At 40.1% G+C, this 13,779-nt stretch carries 13 protein-coding genes and 2 tRNA genes; 1 reads left to right on the top strand and 14 read right to left on the bottom strand.

All coding sequences use genetic code 11. From position 1 onward, the window contains the following. Positions 1–4: 4 nt before the first annotated feature. Together BUE08_RS04660 and BUE08_RS04655 are read right to left on the bottom strand one after the other, a co-directional pair. A tRNA-Ser gene (locus BUE08_RS04660) sits at positions 5–99 on the bottom strand. Positions 100–146: 47 nt separating this feature from the next. Next, positions 147–233: transfer RNA gene (locus BUE08_RS04655), tRNA-Ser, on the bottom strand. Positions 234–412: 179 nt separating this feature from the next. Here BUE08_RS04655 and BUE08_RS04650 point away from each other — a divergent pair. Then, a complete protein-coding gene (locus BUE08_RS04650) occupies positions 413–694 on the top strand; it encodes a DUF503 domain-containing protein (RefSeq protein WP_213951844.1) in 282 nt (93 codons plus the stop codon). A 19-nt stretch (positions 695–713) separates the two neighbouring features. Here BUE08_RS04650 and BUE08_RS04645 read toward each other — a convergent pair whose 3' ends face one another. From BUE08_RS04645 to BUE08_RS04590, 12 genes are all read right to left on the bottom strand, one after another. Beyond that, the gene (locus BUE08_RS04645; RefSeq protein ID WP_059033039.1) at positions 714–1,391 is read right to left on the bottom strand and encodes an amino acid ABC transporter permease; all 678 of its coding nucleotides are present in this window, start codon (positions 1,389–1,391) and stop codon (positions 714–716) included. After that, positions 1,384–2,166: an amino acid ABC transporter ATP-binding protein gene (locus tag BUE08_RS04640; protein WP_213951843.1), complete on the bottom strand. Its 783-nt coding sequence runs from the start codon at positions 2,164–2,166 to the stop codon at positions 1,384–1,386. Before BUE08_RS04640 ends, BUE08_RS04645 begins: the two co-directional genes overlap by 8 nt. Before the next feature lie 7 nt (positions 2,167–2,173). Beyond that, complete coding sequence (locus BUE08_RS04635; RefSeq protein WP_213951842.1) at positions 2,174–2,845, bottom strand: amino acid ABC transporter permease; 672 nt, start codon at positions 2,843–2,845, stop codon at positions 2,174–2,176. Continuing rightward, positions 2,836–3,852: an ornithine cyclodeaminase family protein gene (locus BUE08_RS04630; protein WP_286680448.1), complete on the bottom strand. Its 1,017-nt coding sequence runs from the start codon at positions 3,850–3,852 to the stop codon at positions 2,836–2,838. Before BUE08_RS04630 ends, BUE08_RS04635 begins: the two co-directional genes overlap by 10 nt. 19 nt (positions 3,853–3,871) lie before the next feature. After that, the gene (locus tag BUE08_RS04625) at positions 3,872–4,687 is read right to left on the bottom strand and encodes a transporter substrate-binding domain-containing protein (RefSeq protein WP_059033042.1); all 816 of its coding nucleotides are present in this window, start codon (positions 4,685–4,687) and stop codon (positions 3,872–3,874) included. Positions 4,688–4,785: 98 nt separating this feature from the next. Next, positions 4,786–5,220 (bottom strand): hypothetical protein, encoded by a 435-nt coding sequence (locus tag BUE08_RS04620; RefSeq protein WP_286680447.1) that lies wholly within the window; start codon positions 5,218–5,220, stop codon positions 4,786–4,788. Positions 5,221–5,327: 107 nt separating this feature from the next. Then, on the bottom strand, positions 5,328–6,689 hold the full coding sequence (locus BUE08_RS04615; RefSeq protein ID WP_213951838.1) for a sodium-dependent transporter: 1,362 nt from the start codon (positions 6,687–6,689) through the stop codon (positions 5,328–5,330). Between the two features lie 90 nt (positions 6,690–6,779). Then, entirely contained in the window at positions 6,780–8,162 is a 1,383-nt protein-coding gene (locus BUE08_RS04610; protein ID WP_059033044.1) for a tryptophanase, read from the bottom strand. 240 nt (positions 8,163–8,402) lie between these two features. Then, complete coding sequence (locus BUE08_RS04605) at positions 8,403–9,767, bottom strand: sigma-54 interaction domain-containing protein (protein WP_286680446.1); 1,365 nt, start codon at positions 9,765–9,767, stop codon at positions 8,403–8,405. A gap of 81 nt (positions 9,768–9,848) precedes the next feature. Beyond that, positions 9,849–10,934, bottom strand: a complete 1,086-nt coding sequence (locus tag BUE08_RS04600; RefSeq protein ID WP_273038720.1) for a stalk domain-containing protein — start codon at positions 10,932–10,934, stop codon at positions 9,849–9,851. Positions 10,935–11,124: 190 nt separating this feature from the next. Beyond that, complete coding sequence (locus BUE08_RS04595; protein ID WP_059033047.1) at positions 11,125–12,525, bottom strand: YfcC family protein; 1,401 nt, start codon at positions 12,523–12,525, stop codon at positions 11,125–11,127. An 18-nt stretch (positions 12,526–12,543) separates the two neighbouring features. After that, positions 12,544–13,746, bottom strand: coding sequence for a M20 family metallopeptidase (locus tag BUE08_RS04590; RefSeq protein WP_286680445.1), 1,203 nt, complete (start codon positions 13,744–13,746; stop codon positions 12,544–12,546). Positions 13,747–13,779 lie beyond the last annotated feature (33 nt).

The raw sequence follows: 13,779 nt of genomic DNA, 5'->3' as shown, positions 1-13,779 counted from the left end.
CAAATGGCGGAGAGAGAGGGATTCGAACCCTCGATACGGATTTTAGTCCGTATAATCGCTTAGCAGGCGACCGCCTTCGACCTACTCGGCCATCTCTCCATTACAAAAGCCCGGCATCTTACGGCTTTTGTTTTTGTATCAAGTTATGGCGGAGGGGGTGGGATTCGAACCCACGGCTCTTTCGAGACACTGATTTTCAAGACCAGCTCCTTAAACCGCTCGGACACCCCTCCCGTCCGATGACTATTTTAAAGTATAGCACAATAATCCTTCTTTTGTCAACACTGTCAAAGCCACATAAAATTTGGATTCAAGGCTCTCTTACTATTCTTTAAGTTCCAAATACAGCATTATTGCATATAGCAGCTACATCTGATAGGATAAAAGTAATTATATTTGGCAGGTGATTTTTATGATAGTTGGAACGCTTACTGTGAAGCTTTCTTTGGGAGATCTTTTTTCCTTAAAGGAAAAAAGACAGATAGTAAAAAGCGTAATAGACAAAGTAAAAAATAAATTTAATGTGTCAATTGCCGAAGTGGATCAGCAGGATGTCAAGAGATGGGCCGTTATAGGCATTGCTTGTGTATCAAATAACACACAATTTGTCAACAGGCAGCTTGATCTTATCCTTGACTTTTTGGAATCAGATGGCAGGTTTACCGTAGAGGAGGTTCATAAAGAAATATTGTAGAAAGCAAAATGAGCAGATTTTAGTCCTCTCTGCTCATTTGAAATCCGGGTATTGCAAGTTTTCTTTCGAATATATCCACGATCTTTGCGATTATCGATAATACAATGATATACACAACACCCACCCAAAACAGCGTTTCAATAGGCTTAAACGTTTGAGTAATAAGCATTTTGCCTCTGGCCATAAGTTCCGGCACGGCAATTAAAAATGCAACTGATGTATATTTTACCATATAGACCACTTCGTTGGACCAAGGCGGCAGTACTATCCTTAAGGCCTGGGGAAGTATGATGTTTACAATCGTCTGGCTTTTCGTCATTCCAAGGGCTTGAGCGGCAAGACCCTGCCCCTCATCTATCGACAAAATAGCTCCCCTGAAGTATTCAGCCTGATAAGCACTGCTGTTTATTCCAAGAGCCAAAATAGCCGCAGGCATTCTGTCAAGCAATATCCCAAAATCAGGCAGGCCGTAGTATATTATGAACAGCTGCACAATCATGGGGGTACCGCGAATAATCTCAATATATGCAGTGGCTAATGTCCTTAAAAGGCCTTTTCCATAAGTTCTGGCAAGGGCCATGGGAAGTCCGATTGCAAATCCTAATACAAGAGCTCCTGCTGAAAGCTGTAATGAAACTATGAGACCTTTGTAAAGTTCCGGCCAAATCTTGATAAAAAACTGTATCAGTTCAATCATGCAAATCAGCCCCTGATACATCTTGAGCCTTGCCGTGCAGCCTTGCAATCTTGCTTATAAATTCCCGTGTGCGCTCTTTTTCAGGATTATTGAATATCTTTTCGGGAGGTCCCATTTCTACGATAACGCCATCTTCTAAAAACACTATCCTGTCTGCCGCCTCCCTGGCAAATCCCATTTCATGGCTTACCACCAGCATAGTCATACCGGCATCAGCAAGTTTTTTCATAACTTCCAAAACCTCACCTATCAGCTCCGGGTCAAGGGCAGATGTGGGCTCATCAAATAACATAATCTCAGGATCCATTGCAAGGGCTCTGGCAATTGCCACACGCTGCTTTTGTCCGCCCGAAAGCTCTGCCGGATAGCTATTGGCCTTGTCGGCAAGTCCGACCCTTTCAAGTTCCTGTGTGGCAAGCTTTAAGGCAGCTTTTTTGTCCATTTTTTTCACCTTTATGGGACCAATTGCAACATTTTGTAAAGCAGTAAGGTGGTTAAAGAGATTAAAATCTTGAAACACCATGCCTATACGCTGCCGGACTTTACTTAAATTTGAAACACCCGGTTCAATTTTCTCATCACCCAAGTAAATTTCCCCTGCATCAGGTTCTATAAGCCTATTAATGCAGCGAAGAAGGGTGCTTTTGCCTGTGCCGCTGGGGCCTATTATTACAACAACTTCGCCCTCATCTACGGTAAGGCTTACTCCTTTTAGCACTTCTGTATCTTTAAATTTTTTATGCAAATTGTTGATTCTTAAAATTGGTTTTGACATCAAAAATTCACCTTTCAAGACCTGGAATCTTTACTTTTACTTCGATTTTAGACATGCTTCGCGTAAATGCATAAGTTAATATTAGATATATTAGCCCTGATACTATATATGTCAGCATAGGCTGAGCAGTTCTAGCGCTTACATATTCGCTTCGCCGCATAAGTTCGGCAATGCCCAACACATATGCCATAGAAGAATCTTTTAAAACTATGCTTGCTTCGTTTGCCCAATAAGGGATAGCCCGTCGCAAAGATTGAGGTAAAATAACTGCAAATATGCTTTGATATTTGCTCATACCCAGCGCTAACGCAGCCTCCATCTGCCCCTTACTTATGGATTGGAGCGCGCCTCTGAAAATTTCAATTTGATATGCACTTGTATGAATGGCAAGGCCAATAACTACTGCCCAAAATGCCGGTATATTTACAACTTCTGAACCTAAAAAATAAAGCATAAATAATATCACAAGCAAAGGCAGGCTTCGTATTATCCTGCTGTAAAATAGTGCAAAAGTGTGCAGAATTGTACCGCCGTAAACCCTGCATAATGCAAGCAGAAGCCCTGCCACTGTTCCCAGGGCAAGGGCTATTACTGTAATTTCTAGTGTTATTCCCACACCTTCAAGGAGGTAGGGAATGCTTTTAAAAACTTTTATTGCATTGCTATTCATTAAACCCATAACGCCTCATCCCATAATGTCAGCTTCTGTCCGAGGCCTTTTTTTATGGCTTCTTTATACAGATAATCACCGATTATTATATCATGAGCGCCCATTCCTCGGGAGCTAAACATTGTGATTTCATCATTATTTTCTCTGCCGGGCTTATTTCCGCACACTATATCGCTTAATGACCATATGTCTGCTTCATCAATCTTGCCCTGCTGCACCATTTGATTTATTATTGAAAGATCGTTTTCTTTCATTTGATCCCAGCTGTCCACTACAATCTTCTCGGCTTTTTCTACAACGCCGCCCTCGACTTCGCAGGAACTCATCTGTATAATCATGGAGCCTTTCTTTATCCAGTCGGACTTGACAAAAGGTTTCTTGCTTGTAGTCATTGTAGCTACAATATCAGCGCCGGTTACGGCTTCTTCTACACTATTTGTAGGAATAACTTCTATTTCATCCTTGAATTCATTTGCAAGATTTTGCGCTTTTTCTAGATTAAGATCGCACAGTTTTATCTGTTTAAGGCTTGGAGCAACCTCTCGTAATGCCATAATCATGGTTCTGCCTATGACACCTGCTCCTACACACCCTGCAACCTGTGCATCTTTCGGTGCAAGGTATTTTGCCGCAACTCCTGCCGCTGCCGCTGTTCTCATAGCCGTAATAACCATACCGTCCATAATTGCCACAGGCTGCACCGTCATGGGATCGCTTAAGATCACCATATCTATCCCCATTGGGAGATTACCAACCTTTGCATTTGTGCGTGACTCTGCTGCCCATTTAGTACCTGGTCGATTTATATCTCCGCCTATATAGACCGGCATTGAAAAAAAGTGGGATTGGGGTTCTTCACCTATAGGTATGCCAAATACCGTCTTTGGCGGATTAATTATCTGTCCATGTCCTTGCAGATAAAAAACCTTCTCTACAAGCTCTAGTATCTTTTTCATATCCAATACACCGGCTGCTATTACGTCCTCTTGCTTCATAAATAGCAATTCGCTTTTCATGATTGTTTGTACCTCCTTATTACTGTCTAAACCACTTGTCTTCTAATTTTGCTATAGTTCCGTCTGCTACCATATCGTCTATTATCTTGTTTAGCTTTTCTACCATTTCAGTAGAGCCTTTTTTAAGTACAATCCCCGGATCTTCATCATTATCAAGAGTTGTCTCTACTGCTACTTTAAGTCCCAGTTCTTTTGCTTTTGCGTAAGCCACAGGCAAATCTATTACAAATGCCGCCAGTCTACCATTTTTAACGTCCAGCACTCCGGCATTAGCATCAGTGTAATATTTTACTTGAGATTCTTTTACCGCACCGCTTTTTATTTGCTTTTGTGCCCATGCAGCCATTGTTGTGCCGCTTTGAACGCCAAACTCGTATTTTAGAACATCGCTAAGTTCTTTTATCTCCGCTTTACCTTCAGGATTTACAAGCACACCGTGTTTCGTCTTGTAATAAGGCTTTGTAAAATCTGCTTCTTTAAGTCTTTCTTCATTTGGACTCATACATGCAATAATCGCATCTATTTTGCCCTGTTTCAAAGAAGCAATAAGGCTTTCAAACTCTAAAGACTCAATCTTAACTTCCACTCCTAATCTCTTGCCGACTTCGTTTATTAAGTCTATGTCAAAACCGGCAAAATTCCCGTTTTCATCAACGAACTCGAAAGGCGGATAGTCTGGAGATGTGCCTACAACCCATACTTCCTTTTCTCCTGACTGTTGGTTTGAACTTTCGCCGCTTTGGCTTTGCTGTCCACTGTTTCCGCAGCCGGATACCACACCCAACACCAAACTTAAGCATAAAATAAAAGTTATTATCTTAACTGTCCTTTTCATCTTCATTATCCCCCTTGGTTTAAAATGCTGGATATAATTATACACTGTTATGTATAATTATTCAATACCTGAATTCATATAAAAATTTTCTCTGTTTTTCAAATAGGGCCATAGAAATCCCAGGATGTAACCCTTATTTCGGTGTTCATATAAGGTGGATCAGGGTAAATTTCAGGATCTGTTTCAATATATAAATCTACATAGACAGTAAGCACTGCCTCGGCTTTTCTGACTTTGCCGGTAGAAGTTACGGTTAGCGAGTCAGTGCCTTTTGATGCGATTTTCGTTTTATATCTGCCTTCTCCCAAAGCCTTCCAATTGTTTGCCCCTCTATAATAAGGATCATTTTTTAAAGCGGAAAGCGCTTCTTGAACACCGGCTTCTGCAAGATAATACGCCAGAGTATAATCCCTTGCATAACACCCCATTATATACTCGCTAGATGCAATGTTAAGCAAAGATATCGCAAGCGTTGTTGTAATTGCGCAAACAAATAAAACAATCACCAAGGCGTATCCGCTATTATTTCTCACAGCAATCTCTCCACATGTTAAAATGGCCGATCCTTTCGAACCAGCCATTTTGTTCTTGTTATCTAAATGGTATTGTTTTTTAAAGTTAAAGTCAAGTCTTTCGATTGTTAGATTTTAATAATACCTGTGGAACTTAAAAATACCAAAAATATTATTACAGGAACAACATATTTTACCAATACACTCCATATTTTTTCTAAGCCAAAATGAACAGTACCGTTGTTTGTGGCTTCTTTAATTGCTTCATCAAGTCCCAAAACTCTTACTACAAAAAGCGTCATCATAAAAGCTCCGAAAGGCATTAAGATGTATGATGCTAAAAAGTCCATGGCACTGAGAAAATCTAGGCCGAATATCTTGAAATTCGCCAGTATTCCTTGTGACAGTGAAGAAGGAATTCCCATGATGAATATTAAGATTCCTGCGGTCAGCGCTGCTTTTTTTCTATCTATCTTATAGTTGTCCACTAGGAAAGCAGTGTTTACCTCAAGCATAGAAATTGCAGATGTAAGAGCTGCAAAAAGCATTAATACAAAGAATATGAAGCCAAACAGTGCCCCCAGCGGCATTTTCTCAAAGACATGGGGCATTGTTATAAACAATAGCGGAGGTCCTGCTGCAGGATCAAGGCCAAATGCAAAAACCGAAGGTATGATTATCATTCCCGCAAGAAACGCCGCTAAAAAGTCCATTATAGGCACAATATTAGCTAATTTTGGTATGTTTTCATTTTCGGACAAATAACTGGCATAAGTCATGGTGCATCCTGCACCAATATTCAAGCTGAAAAATACCTGCCCCATAGCCATAAGAAAAGTAGTTCCTGTAAGCTCGCTAAAATCCGGCATTAAGTAATACTTTATGCCCTCGAGTGCGCCGGGCAATGTGACTGCTCGAATTACTAAAACAATAAATAGCACAAATAGTGTCGGCATAAGGATGTTGCTGGCTTTTTCTATACCGCCGGACACTCCTTTTGCTACTATATAAATCGTAACGCCCATGAATATAGCATGCCACAGCAGGGGAGCATAAGGATTAGAGACAAAACTTCCGAAATATCCGACAATATCTCCTTTAATGCCTCCTGTAATGTAGCGGAACATATAGTGAGTAATCCATCCGCCAACTACAGCATAAAACGAAAGCACTATAAAGTTTACCGCAATAGCAACATAGCCCACAGATCTCCAGAACTTACTGCCTCCTGAAAGCTTTGAATAAGTGCCTACAGGATCTAGTTTTCCCCGCCTACCCAGCACCATTTCCGTTATTAAAACCGGTATCCCTAAAAACAGCAGCATCAAGATATAGGCAAAAAGAAATGTTCCGCCTCCGAACTTTGCTGCAAGATAGGGAAATTTCCACACATTGCCTAAACCAATTGCCGCACCTGCAGCAGCCATTACAAAACCTATACTTGTCGCCCACTGGCCGCGTTCGGATTTTTTGGGTTTTTCGCTTTCCATTATTTCCTCTCCCCTCTTTTTATACTGCAAAGTTAGGCCGCTACAGGCATTACGCCTATAGTGGCCATATTGTGATAGATTTGCGTGTCCTTATTCGATAGGTTTTAATCTTGCGGTAAAATGTCTTAGGACTTTTGGCTCATAAGTAAATTCCAGACCCTTTAAGTCTTTTGCTTTATCTTTAATCGAAATTAACGCATCAGCTACAAAGTCCATATGATCATTAGTATAAACTCTGCGAGGAATTGTAAGCCTTAAAAGCTCCAGTGGAGATTCTAACTGTTCTCCGGTTTCCGGATCTCTTCCCAGCAAGAAGGAACCCACTTCCACTGCCCGCACGCCTGATTCAATATAAAGGGCATTTGCAAGGACCTGGGCCGGAAATTGATAATAGGGTATATGCGGCAAAACCTTTTTTGCATCAACAAAAACCGCGTGTCCTCCTGTAGGTGTTTGAATAGGAATTCCGCCTTCTGTCAACCGGTGTCCCAGATACTCAACCTGTGATATCCTATATTCTAGGTAATTTTCGTCGATACCCTCTATAAGACCTCTGGCCAGGCATTCCATATCTCTTCCTGCAAGTCCTCCATATGTTATGAATCCTTCATTGGGTACAACCATACTGGCCACTTCATTAAACAGTTCTTCGTCTTCCTTGATTCCGATAAGACCCCCGATATTTACTATTGCATCCTTTTTTGCGCTCATCGTAAAGCCTTCGCCATATGAAAACATCTCTCGGACTATTTCTGCAATGCTCTTGTTTTCATAACCCTTTTCACGCTTCTTTATAAAGTAGGCATTTTCTGCAAACCTTGCAGCATCAAAGAACAGCCTTATCTTATATTTCTTGGCAATTTCGCTTACTGCCTTAATATTTTCCATTGATACAGGCTGACCTCCGGAGCTGTTGCAGGTAATGGTAATCAGTATAAAAGCTATATTTTCAACTCCGTGTTCCTTTATAAAGCCTTCTAATTTATCAAGATCAAAATTACCCTTCCATTCATAAGGAGTCGCTGTATCAAAAGCTTTTTCGGTAACTAAATCCACTGCCCTTGCACCGTTTAGTTCTATATGAGCTTTTGTTGTGTCAAAATGCATGTTCCCCAGCACATACTGTCCTTTTTTCTTAATTAGACAAGGGAAAAGCGATTTTTCTGCTCCTCTGCCTTGATGAACAGGCACTACATAATTGTAGTTAAATAAATCTTGAACGGTTTTCTTCAAATTTCTAAAGTTTCTGCTTCCGGCATAAGATTCGTCCCCCAGCATCAAGCCGGACCACTGGTTGTCGCTCATTGCCCCGGTTCCGCTGTCAGTTAAAAGATCAATGTAAACATCATCGGAATTTAGTAAAAATGGATTATAACCGGCTTCTTCCAGTGCTTTTATTCTTTCTTCCCTGCTTATTATTCTTAACGGTTCAACCATTTTAATTTTAAAAGGCTCAGGTACTCTTTTGTACATCTCGGCTTCCTCCTGTTTATGAAAAAATTTTATTTGAAAATATATAATTGCAAGTTTCGTGCCAATATAATAAATACGCTTCTTCGCCGAATCTTAAGGTATGCGCAGGGCGTAAAAGCGTATTTAATAAGTGAATAATTGTCAAATAATGATACACTTTGAGTTATTTGTATCATTTCTAGACAGTTAATAGAATTTGCCGGTTTCACGTAATTGGTTTTAATAAAGATTGTCTTAAAATTATACAATATCTTTATCCAATCCCATTTCTTCCATCTTCCTATAAAGCGTAGCTCTTGATATACCCAGTACTTTTGCAGCTTTTGTTTTATTTGGAAAAGCTTTTAATGTTCTTTCGATTATGGCCTTTTCTGCCTCTTGAAGTGTAGGCCAATTTTCGTCAAAGTTCCATTTTAAGATATTATGTTCCGGCTTTAAGGACAGGAATTCCGGCAGATCATCAACTCCTATAATTCCGTCTTCATCCATAACAAAGCCCTTTTCAAGGATATTTTCTAGTTCTCTTATGTTTCCCGGAAAATGATAGTTTATGAGGCAGCGCAAAGCCGCAGGTGAAATATCTTGTATTTTCTTGTTCAGCCGCTGCCCAATTTTGTCCATAAGCAATTTTGCATATACAGGAATGTCCTCGCTTCTTTCTCGAAGAGGAGGAAGTTCGATATGTATAACATTTAGTCTGTAATAAAGATCTTCTCTGAATTCACCACTTTTTACCATAGCTTCCAGAGATCTGTTTGTGGCCGATATAACTCTAATGTCCAGTTTAATTTTGCGTCCACCGCCAAGTTTTCTAATTTCACTGTCCTGCAGCACTCTAAGTAGTTTGGCCTGGATAGAAAAGGGCATATCTCCGATTTCATCTAAAAAAATAGTGCCGCCATTTGCTTTTTCCAGCAGTCCTGTCTTTCCTTTGGGATCAGCGCCGGTAAATGCTCCGGGTTCATATCCGAAAAGCTCGCTTTCCAGAAGTGTTTCCGGAATCGCGCTGCAGTTTACCTCTATAAATGGGCCATTCTTTCGCGGGCTGTTGTTATGGATAAACTTTGCCACAACTTCTTTGCCGGTGCCGCTTTCTCCGGTAATTAAAACGCTTGAAATAACTCCCGCAGCTTTTTTTGCCACTTCCAAAACCTTTTGCATCTTTGGATTTCGACCTACTATAAAATCTTTATCTCCAATAAAACCCGAAAGCTGCTTAGAAAGGCTATTGATCTGCTGTCTTGCCGACTCCAGCTTTTGATTTAGATCCTGAATTTCTGTAAGGTCTAGAAAAACCGAGATGCTGCCTATTAACACACCGCTTTCATATATCGGAACTATGTTAGAATAAACATATTTGTTATTAACCCGTGTTTTAACACCCAGCCTTTCTTTGCCTGACTTTAGCACATCGATAAGCGAAGAAGTCGGAACCACATCGATGACTTTCTGTCCAAGTATTTTTTTGTTATCAAGCCCTGTAATTCTTTCATTGGCTTCATTTACATAAATAACTCTGCCTTCTCTGTCAGCTATTACTATTCCTTCATGAACATGCTTTAAAATAAAATCGATGGACCTTACTATCTTCTCAAGTTTATCCATAAACTATACGTCCCCTTGTTTTTAATATAGAGGCTGCATTTTAAAAAATGGCCGATCCTTTCGAACCAGCCATTTCGTTTTTTATTTCCAATTTATTTTCATGCGTCCGGACGAAGTACAGCTGAAGGTAGCTTGGGTTTTGCCGCTGCTGTTTTCTACATGTCCTGATATGATATAATCCTTGTATTCACCGTGGGCATATTCCATTATGTCATACAGCCAGTCATCAGAAGCTGCGGTGTCTTTGACATCGTCCCATTCATCGCCGTATTTCGAGGTATTTACGATAACAGTTATATAGATTTCGTCGTCATCGTAATCTTCTACTTCTATAGTAGCTTTCAGACTTCCAAAGTTTTTACTGTATTTTGTAAGATTTGAGCCATAAAAATAGTTCAAGTCATCTTCTAGGTCGGCAAAAGATACGGTGCTATCATAGAATTTTACTTTCAATTTGCTGCCGGATTCTTCAAATGAAACAAGGGTTTCCTTCTTGTCGGTATCCTTGATTGTTCCTTCAAAATCGGCTTTCGGAAACTCATCTTTTACGTAATCATATATATCATTTAGCCAATTTTCGATCTTTCTTTCCGTAAGCTTATTCCACTCTGATTTGTAGTCACTTTTGTCAAACTCAATGGTCAGTGTCAAATCCCCGCTTGACGATTCCTTAACCTTATAATTAAACTTGATATCGTTCCACTTAGAGTATTCATCGTATAGATAATCCTCTAAATACTCATCGGCATTTTCCTTTTCCTCTTTTTCCTTCTTTAAATCATCAATGGTTTTATTGAGCTCGATAATCTTACTTTGCAAAAGTGAATTTTGATAGGTCAGATTTTGGATTTGAGCATCTTTGTTTGCAATCTCCTGGGATGTTTGTGATGTAGATTTGTCGGTTATTATCACCGTGCTCTGATTATTGTCCCATTCAACAACCTTGTCTAAGGCTTCACTTATAAGTCTTATGGGCACATATGTAGAATCATTGTAAATAAAGGGCTCTGTATTTCCGACATCAACTAATTTGCCGTTAACTTTGATTTTAATGTTTCTGTAAAATGCCTTGATGTCTTTTGCCCCTGTGGCACCCATTGCTACAGACGATAGTAGCAGCACTGCTGACACCAGCACCGCCGTAAAGATCGCAACCCTCTTATTCATTATTAAAAACCCCCAAAGAATTTATATTTTATTGTAATTTTGTTACTCTTATACTATCATACCTGCTTGCATCAAGGAATGCAAGATTGTGGCAAATTTTAACTGACAACTTGTTAAATAAAAACGGCCTTCTTGACATTTAGATACTGTCAAAAAGGACCGTTTTTGTATTAGTATGTAATATCTAAACTTAATATCCTATTTTTAGCGCAATTACAATAAAAACGAAGGCAATTACATAGAAAATACCCATTAGTGGTATGAAGAATTTATACCACTTGTCCAAAGGCACTTTGCCATAGCTTAAAAAAATAAGCAATGTTCCATAGCTAAACCAGAACATATTTGTGATTCCGTCTCCAAACTGATAAGCTAGAACCGTTGTCTGGTGTGTTAAGCCAAGACTTAGGCCTATAGGCACGAGTATTGGAATAAGGAGAGCGCCTTTGCCGCTTCCTGATGGGATAAGACCATTTATAAAGGTTACAATAATAACAATGCCAATAGCTGCCACAAAAGGTGAAGTCCCTTCCAACAGTTTTATTGCACTGTAAATAATGGTGGCATTTACATTAGCAGCATTTAGAACCCAGTAAACTCCCCGAGCAACACCTACTACCATAGCGCCTCCAATTGAACCCTTAGCGCCCGCAATCAAGCAGTCGGCAATATCTCCTGCACTCATTTTTCCAATAATGCCTGAAAGAATACCTGAAAGTAGAAATACAGCAGACACATCATCAATAGCCCATTTTACACCATTAATGCCGTATTTCATGCCGATTACCGTAAGCACTACGGCACCTACTATGGTAAGCAAAACCATAACTTGCGGCGTTGTAAGTTTTGCCTCGTCAGCTTTAGTTGTATCCAGACGAATATCTGAAACATCAATATCGGCTACCAGACTTTTTGAGGGATCTTTTAATACTTTATTTGCATAAACAAGAATGTATATTGTGCTGACAGCAGTTATAACAATCCACAATATTACCCTCAGTCCCAGACCCACAAACAAGTCGCTGCCCTCGGGCAAAACGCCCATTTTCTGAAGTATCCCGTTTGCAACGCCCACAGTATAAAGATTTGTAGGTCCTGCAATAAAGCCGCCCATTGCACCGATAATGCAGACTGCGACAGCGGTCATAGCATCATAGCCCAGCGCTAGTACCGTTGCAACTACAAGGGGAACAAAAGGTATAAGGGTTTCAATCCAGCCCAAGAAGCCGCCAATGGCAGAAAAAAGCACTATCAGTGCTACCAAAAGCATAGTTTGCGAAGATTTCCCGAATTTTTGCACCACCGTCAAGATTCCTGCATCAATAGCACCGGTTTTCTTGTAAACTTCAAGGGCGCCTCCCACTGTCAAAATAAGTATGACTATATTAGCTGAGTCTTTTATTCCATAAGGAACTGCTCTGAAAATGTTAAATAAGTTATTAAAATTCAACTGATTTTTAGGAAGCGGGGTATAGACCCCATCCGTCAAAGTGCCGGGAGTAATTACAAATGTCAATAATCCGCAGATAAATATTACAGCAAAAATTAGAACAAATGGGTTAATGCCAACTTGTTTTTTCTCTTTTTTCATTGTTTAGTCTTCCTCCCTTTAGTCTTCTATATTTGCAAGGGTATAAGCCAGTGCCAAATATCCCAATGTGCCTTCTTCCATCATATTGATATCTATGCTATCTTCTGTTGTATGGCAAAGCCTTATTTCTGCCGGAGAATAACCGATACATTTTACGCCTTTTGCTGCATAATGGCCGGTATCAGTAGCAAATTCCCAAGTTTTTGTTTTTATAGGATGACCCGTAATCTTTTCTAATGTCTTCTTGCACAGCTGAACATAGGGTTCTTCCGGGCTTACACTAAAAGGAGGTTCGCCTTGGTGTGCCATACCTTCAAAACCTGTATATGTTTTCAGTGGAAAATATAGGGATTTAAGGTCGACTGTAATACCTTCCATTTTACATCTGTCAATGACCTCTTGAATTTTAGCAAGGGCGACTTCCTCTGTGTCAACGCTGGATTGTCGATAATCTATGTATACTTTTAGTTCATTCGGTATGATATTGGTTCCCTTTTCCGAGGATTCGATATTGGTAACCGACATTGTGGAAGAACCGAATAATTCATCTTTACCCATTTCTACGGTTTTTAATTCCACAAGGAATTTACCAAGAAAGTCAAAGGGGTTTTTGCCCATATGGGGCATAGATGCATGACATGACTTGCCTGTTATGGTAACAACAGCACAGAATCTGCCCCGGCATCCTATCGCAAGATCGTTTTCTGTGGCTTCACCTACGATAGCATAGTCTGTAAGCTTAAAGTTATCCTTAGCCTGCATCATTGCGCCAAAACCTGCAATCTCCTCACATACGACACCTGCAACTACTCTATCACCCTTAGGCAGTAGCCCTGCCCGCTTAAGCATAATCGGAGCGTAAATCTGGATAGCAAAGGTCCCTTTGGTATCCGAAGCCCCTCTTCCCCATATCCTGCCTTCAGCAATTGTGCCGCTGTAGGGAGGATATTTCCATTTTGATATGTCCCCTTCATCTACCACATCCAGATGGCAGTTGAGCATGACAGAGCTTCCACCGCCGGTGCCTTTCACTGTCCCAAAGACATTTCCGTAAGTATCAACAACTACCTCATCGTAATCCAGATCTTGCATTTTTTTCACTACATATTGAGCAAACTCACCTTCCTGTGTTGATTGGGAATTAATTTGTATCATCTCAGAAGCGGTTTTTATAATTTCATCTTTATATTGCTTTACCAGTGATTCGAATTTTTCCTTCATCGTGCGCCACTCCTTTACTTATTTAATATCAAG

The sequence above is a fragment of the Tepidanaerobacter sp. EBM-49 genome (assembly GCF_001896645.1).
Lineage (GTDB): Bacteria > Bacillota > Thermosediminibacteria > Thermosediminibacterales > Tepidanaerobacteraceae > Tepidanaerobacter > Tepidanaerobacter syntrophicus.
The sequence above is the reverse complement of the archived record's forward strand: the minus strand, read 5'-3'. Positions and strand labels throughout refer to the sequence as shown.